Raw genomic sequence first — 19,163 nt, forward strand, 5'->3', positions numbered from 1 at the left:
GAGGTTTAATTTGTATTTTTGCAAGGCTTTATTAAGGCATTATATGATATTTAGTACAAAAAAAGAAAAGAAATATACTTTTGTAGAGGCGGGAGAAGGACATCCATTGGTGCTGTTGCACGGTTTAATGGGTGGTTTGAGTAATTTCGATAAGATGGTGAATTTCTTTTCGGATAGAGGTTTTAAGGTGTATGTACCTCAATTACCGATTTACGATTTGCCGGTACTCAATACCAATCTTACCACGATTGCAAAATATATTATAAAGTTCATAGAAAGTCATATTTCTGAACCGGTAACCATTGTAGGAAATTCAATGGGAGGCCATGTTGGGCTCATCCTGTCTCTTGCAAGACCGGATCTGGTGAAAAATCTGGTATTAACAGGAAGTTCCGGTCTGTATGAAAGAACATTCGGGGACAGTTTTCCGAGAAAGAATGACAGATCGTATATCAGAAAGAAAACAGAAGAGGTTTTTTATGATCCGTCCATCGCTACTGAAGATTTGGTAGACGAGGTTTTTGGAGTGGTTAATGACAGAATGAAAGGAATAAAAACCGTTATGCTTGCCAGAAGTGCTATTAAACACAATATGCTGAACGATCTTCCTAAAATTGTAACCCCAACGTGTTTAATCTGGGGAAAGCAGGATAATGTTACTCCGCCAGAAGTTGCGGAGGATATGCATAAATTTATTCCCAATTCGGATCTGTTCTGGATTGATAAGTGTGGCCACGCTGCAATGATGGAAAAGCCAGATGAGTTCAATGAAATTCTTTACAGCTGGTTAAAAGATAAAGTATAAAAATAAATTGAACCATTAAGAGCTTTTCTTAATGGTTTATTTTTCTAAAAAAATATTCAAGAATGGTTATAAAAACGGCAGAATTTGTAAAAAGTAGCGGAAAATGGCAGGAATGCCCTGAACCTACCATGCCCGAATACGCTTTTATAGGAAGATCAAATGTAGGAAAATCGTCATTAATCAATGCGATGATGAATAGGAAAGACCTGGCAAAAACTTCCGGAACTCCGGGAAAAACTCAGCTTATTAATCATTTTATAATAAATGAAAACTGGTATCTTACCGATTTGCCGGGATATGGTTATGCTAAAGTTTCAAAAGTTATGAGAAGGGATTTTGAGAAACTGATTAATAATTATATTCTGAACAGAAAGAACCTTGTGAATCTTTTTGTGTTGGTAGATTCAAGACACAGTCCTCAAAAAATAGATCTTGAATTTATTGAATGGTGTGGAGAAAGTGGTGTTCCTTTTTCAATTGTTTTTACGAAAGCTGATAAACTGAAGCCCAATATCGCGATAAAAAATGTAGAAGATTATAAGGTTGAGCTTCATAAGACATGGGAAGATCTTCCGGAGTTATATGTGACCTCAGCAGAAAAGAAAGAAGGATGCGATGAAATTCTGAATTTTATACAAACAACGAATGAGTTTTTAAAAAACAACCACGTTAATTTTGAAGAATAATGATGATTTGGAAGATTAAAACTTTCGATGAATTCACGGTGCCGGAACTGTATCAAGTGCTCAAGGCCCGTGTTGATGTATTTGTAGTGGAGCAGGATTGTCCTTATCCTGATCTGGATGGATATGACCAGAAAGGAATTCACATCTGGGCCGAGGAAAATGGAGAAGTTCTGGCGTATTGCCGGGTTTTTGATAAAGGCATAAAATATGACGAAACTTCTTTTGGAAGGGTGTTAACGACAGAAAAAGCAAGGGGAACGGGCTTGGGGAAACAGCTGATACAATATGCTGTTGAAACCATAGAAAACCGTTTTCATACTTCGGAAATCCGAATTTCAGCGCAGGATTATTTATTAAAATTCTATGGCGGATTCGGGTTTGAAAGTACCGGAAAAAAATATCTGGAAGACAATATTCCGCATACGGAAATGTTCAGAAAATAAAAAAAGCGAAGATTATCTTCGCTTTTTTTGTGGATATATGTTGAGTGTTTTTTTTAGTTCTTACCTGTAATAGCTTTTATAATAATGGGTTCCAGATTGGAAGGTAAATCAGCCGATTTTATCTGATATTTTTTGATTTTCATTTCTTTAAACCAATTTTCCCAGTATTCTTTGATCACGGCTTCTTCAAATGGATTTCCTTTTTCGGGATTAATGCCAAGCACAATGACTTCCAGATTGCTTAAATTATCATTGGCTTTCACGAAACCAAAATTATTTTTCTCAATCGCCGTTTTAAAATCAGACGTTGTTAAATGGTTTGATTTAATAAGCTTTGAGGTTAAATAAGAGGTCTTTGTTTTTTCTGAAAACTTGGAGTTTTCATGATACATGTATCCGTCGGTCAGGATAAATAAGATATTTCTGTGATCTTCTTTTACACAATAATCATTGACTTTATTTTTAAAAAATTCCCAGATATCAGAACCTACATATTTTCCGTCTTTCATAGCAGACTGATAGATGTTAGACGGTAACTGAGTATATTTTTTTTCAACGGTATTGAAATAGGCTTTGCTGGTGTTTTGGTCAAAAGAAACTTTAAGCTCTTTGGTAAAGTCATTGATTTTGGGATCTGAAGGTTCGGGATTGAAAAAAACCTGCATCTGATCATTATAGGTGATGATCCTTTTTGTTTTGATATGGTTCAGAAATCCTTTTTCAATCGCTTTAATGTATTCTATATCCCTTTGAAAATACTCCATTGTCGGATTGGGGTTCGTTTTGGGATCGATTCTATCAGATAAATCGATCAGAATACTAACATTGATGTCGTTAGAATTATCTTCAGTCGGAATTTTACCGCCTTTGGTATCTTTAGGATCTTTACAACAGGATACCAAAGATATCATGAATAATAAGTACAGTATTTTTTTCATAAGAAACGAGTTAAGTTATAATGCAGATAGATACACTAAATTTTGGTTATCAGAGTTGGCCCCTACTTCTTCCAGATTGGTACTGTATATATCAATACAGCTGTCGATCATGGTTTGTTTTTCGGCTTTTGAAACTGCTATTCTCTCAGCAATAAACGTGACCCAGCCCTGAACATATTCTGAAGCATAGAGTTTATAATCTTTAGTGGGAATAATCACTCCGTCAATGATGTTTTGAAGCTCTTCAATCCTTCCGCGTGTTTTTATAATGAGCTCCTTGGTTGTTCCGATATTGGCGAGGATTTCTTCAATTTCTTTTTTTAGAGCATTGATTTTTTCCAGCAGGAAAAGCACATTTTTCTGTCTGATTTCCTGTTCGTTTTTAATTTTATCTTTTTCTCTGTGTTCCTTCATCACAAAATCGAAAACGAGTCCCCAGATAATATACACAATAAATCCCGCGAAAATAATTCCCCAAAACTGATTTTTGGTAAACGCGATTTTAAGATCGAATGGGGGAGATTCAAAGGTTTTGTTGAGTTCATATAATTTAGACTCAATTTCGTAGGCTAAAATAGCATCAAAGATGAATGTGACAATGAATAATAGCGCCAGTTTGATATAGTTGAGCCGTGTTTTGTTTTCTCCAAACATATGGATCAAAAAGCCCAGTCCTAAAAAGACAGAGGGAATCAACGTGACAAAGGCTCCTTCTATTGCGCCTTCATTCCAGGCTTTGCTGAACGCCTGAGCATCTAATACACTTTGAATCACTGTACTTTTGGCGTCAAAACTTTTAAAAAATGCCGAATAAGAAGTTGAGATGTAAAAGGTAAGCAGGTACAAACTGATGGGAACAAGCAGAATAGCACCAATCCAGAATTTTGTGGAAGCTCCTTTTGTCGCTTTTACGTTGTACTTTTCCGGGTTTCTGGGTAAATCGTTAATCTCTGCTTTTAAGCTTTCAATGGTATTTTGATGATCCTCAATTTCTATGTTTTTGTTGGTAAGCTGTTCTTCTTTGGTTTCCAGTGAGACGGTCAACGCTTTGATCTCTGTTTCTCGGTTTTTTTGTTCGTTGACGTAAGATTCTTTGAGCTTTTGCTGCTTTTCCACCATTTCTTTTTCCTCATTCTGAAATTTGGAGTACACGGCATCGAGGCAAATGAAAAGGGTTGTATGATTTCCGTTATTTCTGGAGCTGTCTCTGTAGCCGGATTCATGGTAGGTTCGTTTTCTGCTTTCCTCAGGGGATTCTGCATTGGGATCAATTTCCGGTTGGGGAGATTCCTCTTTCGTAGTTTCAATGGGAATTGACTTTAATTTGAATAAATTTTTAATATTGGTCGTCATGATCAGTTAGTTTTTTAATTCGTATAAAATATCTGTCTTATTTTTTCCGGTTTTTACAGAGGTTATCATATAATCGACAATCGCTTTTACGTTTTCTTCCAGGAATCCAAACATCAGAACATATTTTTCCATTGCAGAATATTCGTTCGGAGAGACTACTCCGTCTGCCCAGATCATTACGGTGAGGTCATAGAGATAGTCTACTTTTTCTTCAATCGTCTGGGGAACGAGCGATTTAAAATTAATGGGGTTTAAAAGGATTTCGTCCAGGTTTTTAGGGGATATGCCTCTTTCTTCCGCGCATTTATAAAGCATTTTCAGTTCCAGGGCACTGAAATCATCATCACAGATGGCCATCTGGTACAGTCTTAAAAAGTGTGCTTTAAGATTTTCGGTAATTTGAATAGGTTCCATAGTTGGATTAGTTTTCTCTTGGGTTTTTAGGATTAATAATGACATCACGGGAATGGAATCTCTGATGGGTAGGGTGTGCTATGGTTTCTTCCGGGGTTTCTGTGATTTCTTCCTTTTTTTCTTCCGGTTTTTCAACAAAAGCAATCAGCAGAAAGAGAGTTCCGGTGATGATATCCATAGGAATCCATATACTTTTTCGATAGAGATAAATAGGAAAAAAAGGGTTGAAAAGGATAAGGATGAAAAGAAAAATCAGACTAAAATAGTATTGCTTAAAACGGACTGCATTATACAAAACGAGTAAAGCACCCATGGAGATCAAAATTCTCAAAATAGTATAATATTCTATAGGAAGTCTGAAAACAGCTACGAAACAACAGATCGCACATAGGGTAAGAAAAGGTTTCATGGTGAGAATTTTTTATTTAAAAAAATACTGGAGTTCATGATGTTTTGTTTTTAAATTATTTTACATCTTTGTAATAGACATACCCAATCTTTCTGCTTTTTTTCACCTGTACTTTATACCAGGAGTCTTGCTTGGATAACTGTTTTAATTCAGCGTTTTTTGGAACGGTTTCTATTATTTTAGATTGTTTAGACTTATGTTCATAGATATTGGTAACGGCAACCCCAGCAAAATACCGGTTGTTGGTATTAATATTAATTTCATCAATCCGGATTTTTGGAGAATGATAAGACTTGCTTTTTTTGGTGTAATGGGAATCCGGAGAAGCTTTAGACTTTTTTTTCTTTGAGGATGATTTCTTTCCATAAGAACTACCACTGCATACGCCACAGCTTCCCCCGGAAGAGCAATGAGCGCAGCCTGTACAATTGGAACAGGCACTGCAGGATGCAGAACCGGTACATCTTCCGCCATGATGTGAGCTTTCGGAATCAGAAAGGCTGAAAGAAACAGCTGTAAATGTACCGATGCATAGAATGAGTATAGAAATGAACGTTTTCATGGTGTTTTACATTAAATTATATATTGGTTTTCAATGGGTATGCTTCAATAGAAGACTGTTTTATGAGATGCTGATAAAAGTGTCATTCATCGAAATCTCCCTCATGGCCTGAACTTTTATATGATCATTCATCTTTCCGTATTGCCGGAGGGAACTCGATAATCCTACTGCCAGAATTTCTGCTTCGTTTCTGTTCAGGCTTAATGCATAGCTTTTGTTCTGAACGATCAATTCAAAGCTGCCCCACTGAAATTCGTGGGAAATAAGTTTATTAAAGGGAATTTGAAAGCTTTTTGCTCCTGCGTTGAAGACTATTCTTGAGCTGGTTAAAAATAAAGTACCGGGATAGGTTTTTCTTACCTGCTCTTTCACCGGACGGTATCTTCCGCCTCCCACTCTGGCACTTACTCCTTTTGTTATTCTGAAAGAAACGCTGGTACTGGAGCGGGAATATCCTGCATGAACCAATTTGTTTTCAATCAGCGTGGCATTGAACTGCAGATAACCCGTTTCATCTCTCATTAATGTGATAGGAGGATTGTAAAGAGTGGGAAATATTCCATGATCTAAATTCCATAATAATTTGGCGCGCATCAGCTGTCTGATTTTTTTGTCAGAAATCAATGTTTTAATATTCTGATGATTAATTTTCAAATTACGGGTCGTCTGCACTAATTGGGTTTCATTTGCAGGAGATAGACGGCTGTCTGAAACTTTTTCGTCCAGTATTTTGTTAAATAATGAAACGGCAATTTTTTGCTTGATAGCTTCTGTTTGTTGCAATGGAAATTGAAGAAAAGCAGTAATGTTCATAATTTGCTGATTTTCAGCATCGGTCAATACATTATTTTCATAGCATTTTTGGATTAAAGCGCTGACTGTTTTTTCGGCAATTTTCTTTTTTTCCATGAAAATTTGCTCATCGGATAAGCTGAAATAAAGCTTAATCCCATTCAGAGCCAGGATTTCACTTTGTGTGAGATGAAAATCTGAAACTGCTTTGCATAAGGTCTTATAGTAAATTTTTTTTCCCGCTTTAATTTTTTGCTTATCACTTACCGGTTTTGGACTGTTGATAGCGTTTTGCTGGTAAACAGGTAAAATGGTTTGAAGGTTTGAATAATCTATCGTTTTCAGAAGCTTGTTCGTGCCGTCAATGTCTATTGCAGCTACCTTTTTAACAATCAAATCGCAGGTTAAAGGAATTAAAAAGAGCACCAGAACAAACATCACTGATGAGGCTATAAAAGCTTGTTCGATTAATAAACCCAGCGAGATCAGAATAAACGTAATACCGAAGCTCCATCTTGAAATTTTCACAAAAAGTAAAAGAGTTTTCATGGATATTAGTTTGGGTTAGTTATAGTTTTCTAAGGTTTTATGGAGCTCTTCTTTGAAATTATATATTTCATCCAGATTATTCAGGAGTACTTTTTCGCCGGCTTCTTTCCCGTTGTGGAATGTTTCCAAATATTTGTTGGCCGTATTAAAATGCAATCTGCAGATGGGTTTTCTGTTATTATCATCCAGTAAAATTCCGAAATAAGAAAGAGTATCCCTGTGGGCAATTCTTGCAGAAGGTATTTTCTCTCTTAAAATCGCTTTTACGATTTGAAATCCTTCCAGTTCCTCTTCGGTGGTTACAATTTTAGAATCATTATTTTCATCAATAGGCTGGGCTGGTTTTACCCCTTCCTCCTGTTTTTCAATCTGTTCATTAATGCTTAAAGCAGATTTCAGCCTGAAACTGATGGATTCGTTGATGGAAGTCGTCAAAGCCTTCTTGGTATATTCCTTAAAAGAAACCATTCTGTTGGCTGTCAGGTGTTTTTCAAAAAATCTGCTGACCAATAATTTAACAAGTTCGTCGGAAGGGGTTTCAATTTCTTTTTCAAACTCTTTCCTGATTGCCTTGATGTATTTTAAAGCTTCGGCAGAATCTAAAATGCTTTCAAGATTGTAATCCTTTTTGGTGAAGCTTTCCAGAATTTTGATCGAACTGTCCTTTAAATCTTCAATATTGATGGTGAAAAATGGTTTTTCATCCATAATATTAGGCTTTTCCAGATCGGTATAGAAATTATAGACGATTCCATTGGTCAACACACCAAACCTTGTTTTTGAAACATGATAGTACCGGTGAAGCTGGGAATTATGGGCATCGGCATTTTCTTTCCAGTGCTTGCATTCTATAATAAAAATAGGCTCGTCATTGTGTTTGATTACATAATCTACTTTCTCGCCCTTTTTGGTTCCGATGTCGCAAATATGTTCCGGAATAACTTCCGTCGGATTAAAGATATCATACCCTAAAATCTGTATAAAAGGCATTACAAAAGCATTTTTTGTAGCTTCTTCCGTACTGATCTGATCTTTAAGGCCGACTACTTTCTGGTGTAACTGTTCAAGTTTAATTTTGAGATCCATAGTATTGTTTTTTAAAGGGTTTCGTCAACGATTTCGGCAGTAGGTGCATTTTTTTTCACAGATGAAATCCCGACTTCCATAGAAGGTTTGGAACTGTAGTATTGGCTTTTACCAATGATTTCCCCGTTTCTTGCTTTTAATACAAAATAATCTTTATCGTTTTTAGCAACTCTTCTGTCGTATCTTGAGTCCTCCTGAGAATTGATCCTCACAGATTCAATGCCTTTTAGACAAGATGCTTTCTGAACGTAGCCTTCACTGGTTAAAATAATTTCACCATTTCCGGCTTTTAAATTAAACTGATACTCGTTGTTGATTCTTTTTGTGATGACAAATTTTTCCATGGTTCTTAATTTTTACATCCGTTTTTGTCGCATGTTATTTTGTCATTCGTATTTACCCAATGATCAGAATGAACATTCGTGTTGGTACCGCAACCTGTAGTTCCTCCTTTTAGTCCTTTGTGAGTAATGTTTGTTGGAGTGTGTTTTACATTCATAATAAAATTTTTAAATGATTAATTGGGTCAAAAGTAGAGCGATTAGAAAATGAATCCTTACGGGTAACCGTAAAACAAAAAAAACCTTCCAAAAAATTGAAAGGTTTTTATATAATGTAAAAACAGGATTAAATAATTCCCAGGTCTTTGCAGAAAGCGATTAATTGTTCATTGCTTGTAACCTCCAGAGCTTCTTTTAAGCTGTTTAATTTTTTTTCCACACTGCTCAGACTATTGGGAGTAATATTGTTATTCTGCAGATAAGTTGGAATGTTTTTTTGCTGTACTCCCTGAGAAAGAAGGGAAACAAGCGTTATGTCATAGGGTGTGAACTCATAACTGTTGAGTTTTTTAACTTCTTGTTTAAGATCAAGAGACAGATAGTTTTCGTTGGCGTATACGGATGCGATTGCTTTTTTCAGTTCTTTAGAATCGTTTCTGGCTTTGCGGACATATCCGTTGATTCCGGATTCAGTAAAAAGTGAATCAATAATTCCGGATTTGCGTTCTCCGGAAAAGACAATGATTTTTAATAAAGGCTGTAATTTTCTAACTTCTTCAATCAACTCCTTTCCATCTTTGATATTTTGTTGATGATGGTCTTCTTCATAAGAAAGATCCGTAATCAACAGGTCATAAGGGTCATTTTCCCGAATAGATTTTTTAACTTTAGCCAGGGCATCATCACAGTAATATACATAATCAACATTCGGAATGTTGAGTTCTTCTAATGTCTTCTGAACAGATAAGCTGCCCATTTCATGGTCTTCGGCGATTAAAATTTTTTTGAACATTTTTTTAGTTTTTTAGTAAACAGGAAATGAAATGTCGATTTTCAATCCTTTTTCGGTTTCGGTGTCAAAAATAATTTGTCCTTTCAAAATTTCTATACGGGAAACCATATTTGTTAATCCATTTTTATGCATTACTGCTCCAGACATTCCAATTCCATTGTCTTTATAGTGGATGGTGATCTCATTATTATTTTTTTCAAAACGGAAAGAAACAATACTTGCCTGGCTGTGTTTTTTCATGTTGACAAGCAGTTCACGAATGATTTGGTAGATTTCTTCCTGTTTAGCCTGGCTTACATGTTCCCAAATAGCTTTTTCGTTACCAGCGATATAGGTTTTTACACTATCGTTATTGAAGGAACCAATGCTCGTTGAAATTTTTTCGCTAAAATCCAGTTCATCTCTAGTATCTTCCTTTTCGTAGGAAATATCCCTGGATTTCTCGTATACAAATTCCAGCTCATCCAGCGCTTCATCTTTACTGAAATCTTCCTGATTTTCAATTTTTGTCATGACCTGGTAAATCCCGTTGGCGACTACGTCATGGACTTTTTTCGACATTTTAAGCTGGGTGTTTTTGACTTCGAGTTCTTTTTCCTGTTCAAGTCTTTTTTTTCTTTTTCTGTACCAGAAAAAACCTCCTATTAGAAGTAATGATAAAGCTCCTAATCCTACGTTGCGTATTATAGTTTTAATATCATCTTCTGCCATTTTAAGTTTTAACTGTTGATTTTCATTTTCTTTTTTTTCAACATCATACTCTATAAGGGCAAAGCTATTTTTCGCATCATCTTTAGAAGACTGGATACTGTCATTTAAAAATTTATATTCGTTAAAATATTTTTTTGTGTTTTGTGGATTATCTATTTCAATTAAGCTTTGTAAAGATTCCAATTTATCAATAGGATTCTTGATGCTGTCAGATAGTTTGTATTTTTCATTGGTATGATATAAAGCTTTATCAGTATTTAATAAGGTATAATATTCTGCTAAATGAGAATGTGTGGATATTTGGCCTGGAATATCTTTCAGTTCCTTTTTAACATCTAAAATGTGTAACAAATTATTTTCAGGATTATAGGTATTATTTTCGAGCCACTTGCAATAATTATAGTTATCAAAGATTCGGGCATAATCTATTGTGTTTTTCTGTAAATTTTTATCGCTTAGGAGAGAATCATAAATTTTGATACTCCTTGAGTACTGTTTCAACTTTGTATAAAGATCTGCAATATTATTCTTGAGTGTAAATTGTTTTTGTTTATTTGAATTTAAGTTTAAAGCTTTATTATACCATTTAAGTGACTCAGAATAGCGCTTTAGATTGGTTTCGGAAATTGCTAAGCAATTGTAGACTGAAATTAAATATGCGCTATCTCTAGGCTCAGATAATAGATTAAGTGCTTCTGCAGATCTTTCATTGCTTGAATAGTAGTCGCCAATACCATTTAAAATAAATGCTTTATAAATTAATGTAGATACTATGTCAAGAGTATCTTTGTTCTGTTTGTAAATATTCTCTGCTTTAGAGAATGATAAAAATGCTTTTTTATTTTCAGACTTGTTATATTGATTTTTTGCTTCTTCAAAGATTTTGTCAGCTTCAACTAGTGAAGGTGTTTTTTCTTTTTTTATACTTTTATCAGAATCATTACAATTGGTCGTGAGGAATAATAAAATTAAAATTAGAAACTTGAGGTTTGGCATGAGTTATAGTTAATTAGGAGCTAAATATAAAAAAAAGGGCGATAAACATCACCCTTCTGTTTTAATTATTTCTTTGGAGGAGGAATTTGTCCTGTTTCTCCACTGGTATCTCCCTCTGAACCTCCCGGATCTATACCGCTTCCCGGAATTCCGCTTTGCACGGTTACTGGATTAGGGTTATTGTCACATGCTGTTGTATTTGCGTTATTATTTGAAAATGCTAAACCTAGTAGCATTAATATAAACTGGATCATTTCCTTAAAATTTTGAAGTTTTTAGACTGTTTTTCTTCCTCTCATGATTTTCGATCACGAGCTGTACACGTTTAAAATTTCGAAGCGCTTCTAATTTTTTTGGGAAGTGAACCTTCAAAAACGGAGGAGAAACATCTGCTTCCCAACCCGGAGTTTTCCTCCGTTTTATCTGGTGATTTTGAAATCAGCTTTTTTTGAATTTGTTTTTTTATTGTTTGTTTCTTGCTGATCTCTGAGGACAAAGTAAAGACAGAAACGGGTGTCATTCCTAGACAGAGGAAGGACAGTAGTTGGGATATAAATAGCTGGTTTTTACGGAAATCCGTAATGTTATTGTCTAAGTTTTGTCTAATTTAGACACCACTAATCCCTTTAAACTAATTCCATGTTTGATAAGAAGAAATTGTTGCTTAAAAAAGCATATGAAAAAGCAAAAAAAGAACTCAATAGAGCTAACGCTAGTAATGATTCTATTTTAAATTACTTAGTCTTAAAACTAGAAGAGAAGTTTGATTCGGTTAAGGACATAAGAACCTTTGTGAGGTATCATAAAAGACTTATAAGAGAGAATAGGGATTATGACATTGATGAAATTACATTGGATCAATTAAGCTGGTATGTAGAGTATGATAATTTTGAAGCTTTTTGTGATAATGCTGTGATTGAGAGAGATACAGGAGAAACGAAAATAGAACTTAAAATAAATCAGGATGAAGATTCCCTTTCCGAGAGACTTTCGAAAATAATTATCAACATTACCAATCAGCCTATTTTTAATGTGCCACAATTAGCAAAAAACGGGATGGGAATTGGAGCTATGATACTGACTTTAGTTTTTGGAATAAATTATCAAGGAGGAAAATTCGGTGATGATAAATATATGTATTGGAATGGAGAAGAATATGTAAGCACCAATAACACGTTTGTCAACCCCAACTCTGATGTAGTGGCAATGGACAAAAACATACTTACCAATTTTAAGAAAATTATGAGGCCGGATACTTTAACCGTAGAGAATGCGGTAGGAAAGACATGGTATTCAAAATGCAACAATAAGGTAGAGTTCTTTACAATGGATGGAAAAAACCCTGAAAATGGAAAAGAATTAAAAAGAGTAAGCGAGCATATGGTAGATTTTTATGCAGGAGTAGACTAGAAATACTTTATTCAAAAACGTTAAGCAAAAAAAAAGCGAAGATCACTCTTCGCTTTTTTGTATTATTCAGAATCTGCAGTCAGCATTCCCAGTTCTCCGAAATGTTTTTTAAACTTCTGGATCTTAGGGCCTACTACGGCGCTGCAGTAAGGTTGTGTTGGATTAACGTTATAATATCCCTGATGATATTGTTCTGCCGGCCAGAATTTTTCAAATTGAGTTAATTCTGTTACGTAGGTTCCCGGCCATCTTCCTGAGGCTTCAGAGGTTTTGATGGCTTCTATGGCTTTTTGCTTTTCGGCTTCATCTTTATAGTAAATTACGGAGCGGTATTGTGTTCCGATGTCATTGCCCTGTCTGTTGAGCTGGGTAGGATCGTGAAGGAAGAAGAACACATCCATTAATTGTTCATAAGAGATAATGGAAGGATCATACGTGATCTGTACTACTTCGGCATGTCCGGTTTCTCCCGTGCACACCTCTTCATAGGTCGGTTGGTCTTTATGGCCTCCGGAATACCCGGAAATGGCCGATTCTACCCCTTTCAGCATATTGAAACAGCTTTCCACACACCAGAAACATCCGCCTCCGAAAGTGATCTGTTCTAAATTATTTTTATCCATTGTAGATTGATTATTATATTGGTCCGGTTTTACTCTTATCCGCGATGGAAATGAGTGAAAAAACTAATCAAAAATAGGAAAAACTTTTGCAATTTTATACACGAATAACACAAATAGATATCACGAATAACCACACGCAAGATGAGTCTAAACATCTGCGTAATCTGTTTAATCTGCGAGATTTTTTAAAATGAAGGCAAGAATATCCACACGAAACATACATCACCATCATCTGTGCAGCTCTGTGTAATCTGTGGTAGTTTTAAACACAAACGCACGAATAGCCACAATAAAATAAGGCATAAACATCTGTATAAATCAGTGTAATCTGTGGTTAGCTTTCAACACGAAGACCATGACCGATCTCATAAATAGCCACAAAAAAGCACCCTTAAAAAGGATGCTCCGTATATTTAAAATAGCTTTCAATTATTTTTCCCAAACCAAAGCACTTGCTCCAAGAATGGCAGCATCCGCTTCGTCCAGCTCACTGAAAACCAATTTTACTTTATTTCTGAAAATAGGAAGAAGATTTCTTTCCATATGAAGTTTTGTTGGCTTTAAGATAAATTCTCCGGCCTTAATAACGCCACCAAATAAAAGAATGGCTTCAGGAGAAGAGAACATCACAAAATTGGCTAATGCCTCCCCTAATTTCTGTCCTGTATATCTGAATACCTCAATAGCGATAGGATCGCCTTTCAGAGCGCATTCATGTACTGTTTTAGAATTAATAGATTCTTCGGTATACTCGCTTAACATCGATTCCGGAAATTCTGCCCTCATTTTCTTTGCGGTGATGGCAATTCCTGTGGCAGAAGCATACGCTTCCAGGCTTCCTTCAGAACCGGTACTCCAGTGCTTTCTTCCGCCGGGTTTTACAATAGTATGGCCTAATTCTCCGGCAAAACCGTCATGTCCGTAGATCAAACTTCCGTTAGAAATAATTCCGCTGCCTACTCCTGTTCCCAGGGTGATCATGATAAAATCTTTCATCCCGCGTGCGGCACCGAAAAGCATTTCACCAAGAGCTGCTGCATTAGCATCATTTGTAATGGTGCACGGCAGATTGAATTTGGCCTTCATCATATCACTGAAAGGCACTAATCCTTTCCAGGGTAAATTAGGGGCCTGCTCTATGGTTCCTTTATAATAGTTGGCATTCGGAGCGCCTACACCGATTCCGTCAAAGTTTTTCTCTGTACCGTATTTTTCGATCAGTGGGTGTACTTTGTTATATAAAGCATCGATAAAATCCTCAACCTTCTCGAATTCATCGGTCCTTAGATTTCCTTTTTCAAGGACTTCCCCGCGGTGATTTACAACTCCGAACTTAGTATTAGTTCCGCCAATATCAATTCCTAGGGCAACGTGTTTTGATAAATCTATTAATGACATTTCTATTTTAAATTCTAAAGGGTTAAAATTATAAAAAAGATTGTATTAATAAATTATTAACTCAACATTTCTTAAAAAAAGTTTTAAACGGCTTTTACCGGTTTCTTTTTTCTTCTTCCCCACCAGATCAGGAAGCCTGTTACGGGGAGTGAAGCACATATAAGGCTGACAATGAATGCGATAATTTTTGTAGGAAGTCCCAGAATGGATCCTACATGAATGTCATAATTGGCTCCCACTGCTTTTTCACCGAAATTTTTGTCCTTAGGATCGTGAGTGTGAAGCAATTCTCCCGAGTTTTCATCAAAAATAAGACTGCTGCTTTTATGATAAGAGTAGGAGAGATACTTTACGTAAACTTCGAAATTAGGATGCTCATGATCATCCATATGTTCGTGGCCCAGGTCGATCGCAAAACCGAAAGAATCCGGGTATTTCTGCTGAACTGTATTGATGATCTTATCTAATGTTCCTTCTGTTCTCAGTTCGATAGGGGCTTTTGTTTTTATCGCGGAAAAATCAGGGTATTTGGTCTCACCACCGGAGAAAATAACATAGATCGCAGACTGAACGATAAAAAATGCATAAAAAAGACCCGTGATAGAAAAGATTAAAGCAAAAATAGAAGCGTAGAATCCTAATACATTATGAAGGTCATAGTTCTTTCTTTTCCAGTTTTTGATATTCTTCCATTTAAAAGAGAAACGCTGTTTTCTTGCGGCTTTATTCTTAGGCCACCACAGAACGATTCCTGAGATCAGCATAATAATGAAGATAATTACCGGAATTCCCACTACATAGGTTCCCCAGTCCTGCTTTAAAAGATAGCTCCAGTGGATCATCTTTACAATCTGGAAAAAACCGTTTTTCTCATCATATGTTCTTAATACCTTTCCGTTGTAAGGGTTTACATAAGCCACTTTATAGATAGGGAATTCATCAAAATAATTCCAGCCGTCTTTATTGTGCTCATACCAGTAGAACTGATACGACATTTTTTTGTCGATAGGAATGTTCACCCAATGAATGGGATATTTTTCTTTTACCTGCTCATCAACGGATTTTTCCAATACTCTGATAGGAAGAACCTGTTTTTGGGCAATATGCTGTTCGTTGTGGTAGATAACATCCTTACGGGTAATATTTTCAATCTCATCCTTAAAAACATATAAGGCTCCGGTAATAGAAATAATGAAAATCAAAAATCCGATTCCCAAACCAAACCACAAATGCAGTTTTGCTGACCATTTTTTAAAAAAACTAGGCTTCTTTTTATGATGTTTTTTCTTCATATCGTAATAGAAAGTCTGGCAAATATATGCTTACTTTTTTTATTTAGTTTAATTAAAATTTATATTCAATCATGAAAGTTCCCCTCATCCCTAAAGAGTTGGTGAAGTCACTGTCTCTTGCCGACCACCATGCAATGGCAGGCTGATAGGTTGTATTGAAGAGATTTTCAATACCTAAGGACAGTTTCCAGTTGTGAGTAACCTCGTAGCTTGATTTCAGGTTGAAAATGGTATAATCAGGAACGAATCCCTCACCGTATGCATACAATCCTGTTTTTGGGTTGGGATCAAAACGGTCCTGTTTAAAGGCATGAAGCATATCCAGCCCGAATGAAAGTGATGAGGTAGGCCTTACCTGGACATACGCCAGTACTTTCGGTGCAGAGATTCTGCTGTTGTTGATTTTGGTTGAATAATCACCATCATTTTTCACTGAAGTAATCCCTTCGATCCAGCTATAGCTTCCTCCGAAATTGAACCATTTTGCAGGCGTGAAATGTAAAAATCCTTCTACTCCATAGACTACTTCTGGGGATCTTTGAATCGTTAAAGCCCTGTCTGGACTCTGAACGAACGATGCCCCCAATTTTGAAGTGCTTACATACGACGTGATTTCATAATTGATCCATTTTGAAATCTGCCCTGTGGCTCCCAATTCGTAGTTGTTGACAATAATCGGCTTGGTTTCTAAATTCTGGATCGTTCCCTGCGTTGAGGTTCTTAAAATTCTTCCCAGTTCATTGATCGAGTAGGACTGTGAAAAGCTTCCGAACAGATTGATATAGTTTTCAATATTGTAACGGACTCCGATGTTTCCTACTAAGGCATTATATTTCAGTTTTCCGCCGGTTACAAAGATACTTTGGGTAAAAGTACCGTCATTTTTGATGGAAGAAAGCGTATTGAAATCTCCGACATTCACGCTCATGTTTTCATAGCGTAATCCTCCCCTGATCGTTAATTTTTTTAATAGATCAATTTTCACCAACAGGAAAGGAGCAATGTTGGTCATATCCATATCCGGCGTCCAGTAGCGGCCGTCTTCGAGCTTTTGTACGGTCTGGTCATTCAGAACATCAAGACCATAGATTACTTCTCCCTGAGAATTTTTTCCATTCCACAATTGAGTGTCAAAATTGGCTCTTGCCCCATATTTTTTTGAAATGACGTTGGACTGTCCCCCGTTTAAGAAGGTATCACTGTATCCGTAAACGGTTTTAAAATCCTGATAATAGGTGTTGATATTTAAGGCTGTAGTTCCCCAGAATAGATTTTTATGGTCATAACTTAGTTTGATATTATGATTTCTAGGGGTTCCCTGCGGAGTGGTTTCAAGATTCTTTCCAACTCCTTCTCCAATGGTTGGGGTAATGCCGTATTTTCCTGTTTTTAAGCCTAAATTTAAGTCTGATCTGGAGGCATATCCGATATAAGATGCTTCAATTCTCTGATCATTGTTGATTGTATAGCCCACCTTCAGCATTCCGTTATAATTATCCATTTTTGCGGGGCTGTACGTAGGACTTAGATTAATTCCGTTCGCATCTTTCATGTAGCCTGTTCTTTCATAGGCCATAGACACCACATAATCAAACCTATTGACCTTTCCGGATAGAAGCTGGCTTGCTCTGAAACCTAACGTTCCGCCGTAGGGCTGTGCCGTCAGTCCGAATTGAGAAATTCCGGATATTTTTTGGTCGGTTTTACTTCTTTTGGTGATGTAGTTGATAATTCCTCCATCCGCTCCGTTTCCGTAAATTGAGGAGGCTCCTTTGATGACTTCTATTCTTTCAATCACTGAAGGATCAATTGTCCTTAAGTCTCTGGCTCCGTTTCTAAGCGGTGTCGACTGGGGAACGCCGTCAATAAGTACCAACACCTGACGGCCCCGCAAGGTTTGCCCTGTATTGGAAGTTTGCCCTGAATTGGTTCCTAAACTGGGAACGGTATATTGCAGGATGCTGGTGATATCAGAATTCACAGTCAGCTGAGACTGGATCTGTTTTTCGTTCACTACGGTTACAGAACCGGGGATTTCTTTTATATTTTCCTTTTTCCTGGAAGCGGTCATGATGACTTCGTCAACATTTTGAGACTGTAATGTATCTTTAATTTGAGCAAAAACAGTCGTCGTTCCCAGACAGGCTGCCGATAGAAGCACTTTTCTCATGATATTTTCTTTCCTTGTTTTTTCCTTTTTCCCCACCAAACCAGAAATCCGGTGACGGGAAGTGAGGTGCAGATCAGTCCTGCGATAAACCAAATAATTTTTCCAAACAGTCCGAAGTAGGATCCGGTGTGGATATCATAGTTGGCATTGGAATATTTTTCTGCGTTGCTTAATTGTTGATGAGGTTTGTCAGAAAGCAGTTTTCCCGAGTATTTATCAAATACGATTTGATTTCTTTCACTGAATCTTCCTTCTTTTCCATACACGAGGACCGGAATATTTTTTAATTCTTTTCCTTTTTTATTTTTCCCGTTTAAAGAAATTCTGAAACTTGAAGAGGATGAATAACGTTTTCTTGTTTCCTGAGCACTAAGGTCAAAAACCGATGTATTTTTTGCCAGAAGAGAATCCTGAGACTTGATTTCTTTTTCTTTCGGAAGCTCTAAAGAACCTGATAATGCGAAATTGAAGACGTTTTTCACATAAGGATATGTAAAATAAATTCCTGTTATACTCATTAACAGGGCAATACATGAAGCATAAAATCCTAATACATTATGAAGATCATAATTTTTACGCTTCCATGTTTTTACATTGTTCCAGTTGAACCAGAAACGCCCTTTTCTTGCTTTCTTATTTTGTGGCCACCATAAAATGATTCCCGTGATGAGCATGATGATGAAAAGAACTACCGGAATTCCCACTACATAGGGGCCCCACGTAGAATTCAGGAGCAGACTCCAGTGGATGTATTTTACAATGTTGAAGAAATCATACTTTTCATCATACACAGCTAGAATTTCCCCAGTGTATTGGTTGACATATACCAGCTTGTTGATTTTTACTTCGTCAAAATAATTCCAGCCTTTTTTATTTTTTTCATAATAAGAAAACTTATAAGACTTGTTTTTATCGAGAGGAATTTCAACAGCGCTTACCGGATATTTTTCATTAATCTCTAAGGTTATCTTTTCCTTTAGTACGTTAATAGATAGTGGTGTACTGGTGGGTTCTTTTACATGGATAGTTTCTTTTCGAAGGCTGTTCTGTATTTCATCCTTAAAAACGTAAAGCGTACCGGTCAGCGAAACAATGAAAACAATCAAACCAACGGACAAGCCAAACCACAAATGCAGTTTGGCAGACCATTTTTTCGTTGAAGAAATTTTCTTTTTAGGGTGATGCTTTTTCCTCATAGTAAAAAGTTAACCCGCTGTGGGGTTAACTTTATGT

General features: G+C 36.3%; 21 protein-coding genes. 4 read left to right on the top strand and 17 right to left on the bottom strand.

Going from position 1 to position 19,163, the window contains the following annotated elements; translation table 11 throughout:
- Positions 1-43 precede the first annotated feature (43 nt).
- From IW15_RS02730 to IW15_RS02740, 3 genes are all read left to right on the top strand, one after another.
- The gene (locus IW15_RS02730; protein WP_034709101.1) at positions 44-805 is read left to right on the top strand and encodes an alpha/beta fold hydrolase; all 762 of its coding nucleotides are present in this window, start codon (positions 44-46) and stop codon (positions 803-805) included.
- A 62-nt stretch (positions 806-867) separates the two neighbouring features.
- Positions 868-1,491 (top strand): ribosome biogenesis GTP-binding protein YihA/YsxC, encoded by a 624-nt coding sequence (gene yihA / locus IW15_RS02735; protein WP_034709102.1) that lies wholly within the window; start codon positions 868-870, stop codon positions 1,489-1,491.
- The gene (locus IW15_RS02740) at positions 1,491-1,934 is read left to right on the top strand and encodes a GNAT family N-acetyltransferase (protein ID WP_034709104.1); all 444 of its coding nucleotides are present in this window, start codon (positions 1,491-1,493) and stop codon (positions 1,932-1,934) included. The genes yihA and IW15_RS02740 overlap by 1 nt, the downstream gene beginning before the upstream one ends.
- A gap of 53 nt (positions 1,935-1,987) precedes the next feature.
- On the opposite strand, the gene IW15_RS02745 is transcribed toward IW15_RS02740, so the two are convergent.
- The 12 genes from IW15_RS02745 to IW15_RS22580 form a co-directional block, all read right to left on the bottom strand.
- On the bottom strand, positions 1,988-2,872 hold the full coding sequence (locus tag IW15_RS02745; protein ID WP_034709106.1) for a hypothetical protein: 885 nt from the start codon (positions 2,870-2,872) through the stop codon (positions 1,988-1,990).
- A 15-nt stretch (positions 2,873-2,887) separates the two neighbouring features.
- Positions 2,888-4,225 (bottom strand): hypothetical protein, encoded by a 1,338-nt coding sequence (locus tag IW15_RS02750; RefSeq protein WP_034709108.1) that lies wholly within the window; start codon positions 4,223-4,225, stop codon positions 2,888-2,890.
- 6 nt (positions 4,226-4,231) lie between these two features.
- Positions 4,232-4,639, bottom strand: coding sequence for a hypothetical protein (locus IW15_RS02755; protein WP_034709110.1), 408 nt, complete (start codon positions 4,637-4,639; stop codon positions 4,232-4,234).
- Between the two features lie 7 nt (positions 4,640-4,646).
- Positions 4,647-5,048 carry a DUF6804 family protein gene (locus IW15_RS02760; protein ID WP_034709112.1) on the bottom strand — a complete coding sequence of 134 codons (402 nt, stop codon included), beginning with the start codon at positions 5,046-5,048 and terminating at the stop codon, positions 4,647-4,649.
- Positions 5,049-5,103: 55 nt separating this feature from the next.
- The gene (locus tag IW15_RS02765) at positions 5,104-5,610 is read right to left on the bottom strand and encodes an SH3 domain-containing protein (protein ID WP_051881711.1); all 507 of its coding nucleotides are present in this window, start codon (positions 5,608-5,610) and stop codon (positions 5,104-5,106) included.
- A 60-nt stretch (positions 5,611-5,670) separates the two neighbouring features.
- Complete coding sequence (locus IW15_RS02770) at positions 5,671-6,951, bottom strand: PH domain-containing protein (RefSeq protein WP_131368459.1); 1,281 nt, start codon at positions 6,949-6,951, stop codon at positions 5,671-5,673.
- A 15-nt stretch (positions 6,952-6,966) separates the two neighbouring features.
- Positions 6,967-8,037 (bottom strand): type I restriction endonuclease, encoded by a 1,071-nt coding sequence (locus IW15_RS02780; RefSeq protein ID WP_034709117.1) that lies wholly within the window; start codon positions 8,035-8,037, stop codon positions 6,967-6,969.
- Positions 8,038-8,048: 11 nt separating this feature from the next.
- Positions 8,049-8,381: a YegP family protein gene (locus tag IW15_RS02785; RefSeq protein ID WP_034709119.1), complete on the bottom strand. Its 333-nt coding sequence runs from the start codon at positions 8,379-8,381 to the stop codon at positions 8,049-8,051.
- Between the two features lie 5 nt (positions 8,382-8,386).
- Entirely contained in the window at positions 8,387-8,536 is a 150-nt protein-coding gene (locus tag IW15_RS22680; RefSeq protein WP_165585154.1) for a hypothetical protein, read from the bottom strand.
- Between the two features lie 128 nt (positions 8,537-8,664).
- The gene (locus tag IW15_RS02790; RefSeq protein WP_034709121.1) at positions 8,665-9,330 is read right to left on the bottom strand and encodes a response regulator; all 666 of its coding nucleotides are present in this window, start codon (positions 9,328-9,330) and stop codon (positions 8,665-8,667) included.
- Positions 9,331-9,342: 12 nt separating this feature from the next.
- Positions 9,343-11,037, bottom strand: coding sequence for a tetratricopeptide repeat-containing sensor histidine kinase (locus IW15_RS02795; protein ID WP_051881712.1), 1,695 nt, complete (start codon positions 11,035-11,037; stop codon positions 9,343-9,345).
- Positions 11,038-11,102: 65 nt separating this feature from the next.
- On the bottom strand, positions 11,103-11,291 hold the full coding sequence (locus IW15_RS22580; RefSeq protein ID WP_131368461.1) for a hypothetical protein: 189 nt from the start codon (positions 11,289-11,291) through the stop codon (positions 11,103-11,105).
- A 385-nt stretch (positions 11,292-11,676) separates the two neighbouring features.
- Between IW15_RS22580 and IW15_RS02805 the strand changes: the two genes are divergently transcribed.
- A complete protein-coding gene (locus IW15_RS02805) occupies positions 11,677-12,447 on the top strand; it encodes a hypothetical protein (RefSeq protein WP_034709125.1) in 771 nt (256 codons plus the stop codon).
- 62 nt (positions 12,448-12,509) lie between these two features.
- On the opposite strand, the gene msrA is transcribed toward IW15_RS02805, so the two are convergent.
- From msrA to IW15_RS02830, 5 genes are all read right to left on the bottom strand, one after another.
- The gene (gene msrA / locus IW15_RS02810; RefSeq protein WP_185097411.1) at positions 12,510-13,070 is read right to left on the bottom strand and encodes a peptide-methionine (S)-S-oxide reductase MsrA; all 561 of its coding nucleotides are present in this window, start codon (positions 13,068-13,070) and stop codon (positions 12,510-12,512) included.
- A gap of 429 nt (positions 13,071-13,499) precedes the next feature.
- Positions 13,500-14,468 (bottom strand): ROK family protein, encoded by a 969-nt coding sequence (locus tag IW15_RS02815; protein WP_034709129.1) that lies wholly within the window; start codon positions 14,466-14,468, stop codon positions 13,500-13,502.
- A gap of 83 nt (positions 14,469-14,551) precedes the next feature.
- Positions 14,552-15,760 (bottom strand): PepSY-associated TM helix domain-containing protein, encoded by a 1,209-nt coding sequence (locus tag IW15_RS02820; RefSeq protein WP_034709131.1) that lies wholly within the window; start codon positions 15,758-15,760, stop codon positions 14,552-14,554.
- 52 nt (positions 15,761-15,812) lie between these two features.
- On the bottom strand, positions 15,813-17,930 hold the full coding sequence (locus tag IW15_RS02825; RefSeq protein WP_034709825.1) for a TonB-dependent receptor: 2,118 nt from the start codon (positions 17,928-17,930) through the stop codon (positions 15,813-15,815).
- Positions 17,927-19,126, bottom strand: a complete 1,200-nt coding sequence (locus IW15_RS02830; RefSeq protein WP_034709132.1) for a PepSY-associated TM helix domain-containing protein — start codon at positions 19,124-19,126, stop codon at positions 17,927-17,929. Before IW15_RS02830 ends, IW15_RS02825 begins: the two co-directional genes overlap by 4 nt.
- Positions 19,127-19,163 lie beyond the last annotated feature (37 nt).

The organism is Chryseobacterium soli (assembly GCF_000737705.1).
Classification (GTDB): Bacteria; Bacteroidota; Bacteroidia; order Flavobacteriales; family Weeksellaceae; genus Chryseobacterium; species Chryseobacterium soli.

Excerpts from the sequence above, each read along its gene's own strand:
- IW15_RS02770 (WP_131368459.1), bottom strand. The coding sequence starts at position 6,951 with ATGAAAACTCTTTTACTTTTTGTGAAAATTTCAAGATGGAGCTTCGGT.
- IW15_RS02730 (WP_034709101.1), top strand. The coding sequence starts at position 44 with ATGATATTTAGTACAAAAAAAGAAAAGAAATATACTTTTGTAGAGGCG.
- IW15_RS02760 (WP_034709112.1), bottom strand. The coding sequence starts at position 5,048 with ATGAAACCTTTTCTTACCCTATGTGCGATCTGTTGTTTCGTAGCTGTT.
- IW15_RS02820 (WP_034709131.1), bottom strand. The coding sequence starts at position 15,760 with ATGAAGAAAAAACATCATAAAAAGAAGCCTAGTTTTTTTAAAAAATGG.
- IW15_RS02795 (WP_051881712.1), bottom strand. The coding sequence starts at position 11,037 with ATGCCAAACCTCAAGTTTCTAATTTTAATTTTATTATTCCTCACGACC.
- IW15_RS02785 (WP_034709119.1), bottom strand. The coding sequence starts at position 8,381 with ATGGAAAAATTTGTCATCACAAAAAGAATCAACAACGAGTATCAGTTT.
- IW15_RS02830 (WP_034709132.1), bottom strand. The coding sequence starts at position 19,126 with ATGAGGAAAAAGCATCACCCTAAAAAGAAAATTTCTTCAACGAAAAAA.
- yihA (WP_034709102.1), top strand. The coding sequence starts at position 868 with ATGGTTATAAAAACGGCAGAATTTGTAAAAAGTAGCGGAAAATGGCAG.
- IW15_RS02805 (WP_034709125.1), top strand. The coding sequence starts at position 11,677 with ATGTTTGATAAGAAGAAATTGTTGCTTAAAAAAGCATATGAAAAAGCA.
- IW15_RS02815 (WP_034709129.1), bottom strand. The coding sequence starts at position 14,468 with ATGTCATTAATAGATTTATCAAAACACGTTGCCCTAGGAATTGATATT.
- IW15_RS02740 (WP_034709104.1), top strand. The coding sequence starts at position 1,491 with ATGATGATTTGGAAGATTAAAACTTTCGATGAATTCACGGTGCCGGAA.
- IW15_RS22580 (WP_131368461.1), bottom strand. The coding sequence starts at position 11,291 with ATGATCCAGTTTATATTAATGCTACTAGGTTTAGCATTTTCAAATAAT.
- IW15_RS02755 (WP_034709110.1), bottom strand. The coding sequence starts at position 4,639 with ATGGAACCTATTCAAATTACCGAAAATCTTAAAGCACACTTTTTAAGA.
- IW15_RS02750 (WP_034709108.1), bottom strand. The coding sequence starts at position 4,225 with ATGACGACCAATATTAAAAATTTATTCAAATTAAAGTCAATTCCCATT.
- IW15_RS02765 (WP_051881711.1), bottom strand. The coding sequence starts at position 5,610 with ATGAAAACGTTCATTTCTATACTCATTCTATGCATCGGTACATTTACA.
- IW15_RS02780 (WP_034709117.1), bottom strand. The coding sequence starts at position 8,037 with ATGGATCTCAAAATTAAACTTGAACAGTTACACCAGAAAGTAGTCGGC.
- IW15_RS02745 (WP_034709106.1), bottom strand. The coding sequence starts at position 2,872 with ATGAAAAAAATACTGTACTTATTATTCATGATATCTTTGGTATCCTGT.
- IW15_RS02790 (WP_034709121.1), bottom strand. The coding sequence starts at position 9,330 with ATGTTCAAAAAAATTTTAATCGCCGAAGACCATGAAATGGGCAGCTTA.
- msrA (WP_185097411.1), bottom strand. The coding sequence starts at position 13,070 with ATGGATAAAAATAATTTAGAACAGATCACTTTCGGAGGCGGATGTTTC.
- IW15_RS02825 (WP_034709825.1), bottom strand. The coding sequence starts at position 17,930 with ATGAGAAAAGTGCTTCTATCGGCAGCCTGTCTGGGAACGACGACTGTT.
- IW15_RS22680 (WP_165585154.1), bottom strand. The coding sequence starts at position 8,536 with ATGAATGTAAAACACACTCCAACAAACATTACTCACAAAGGACTAAAA.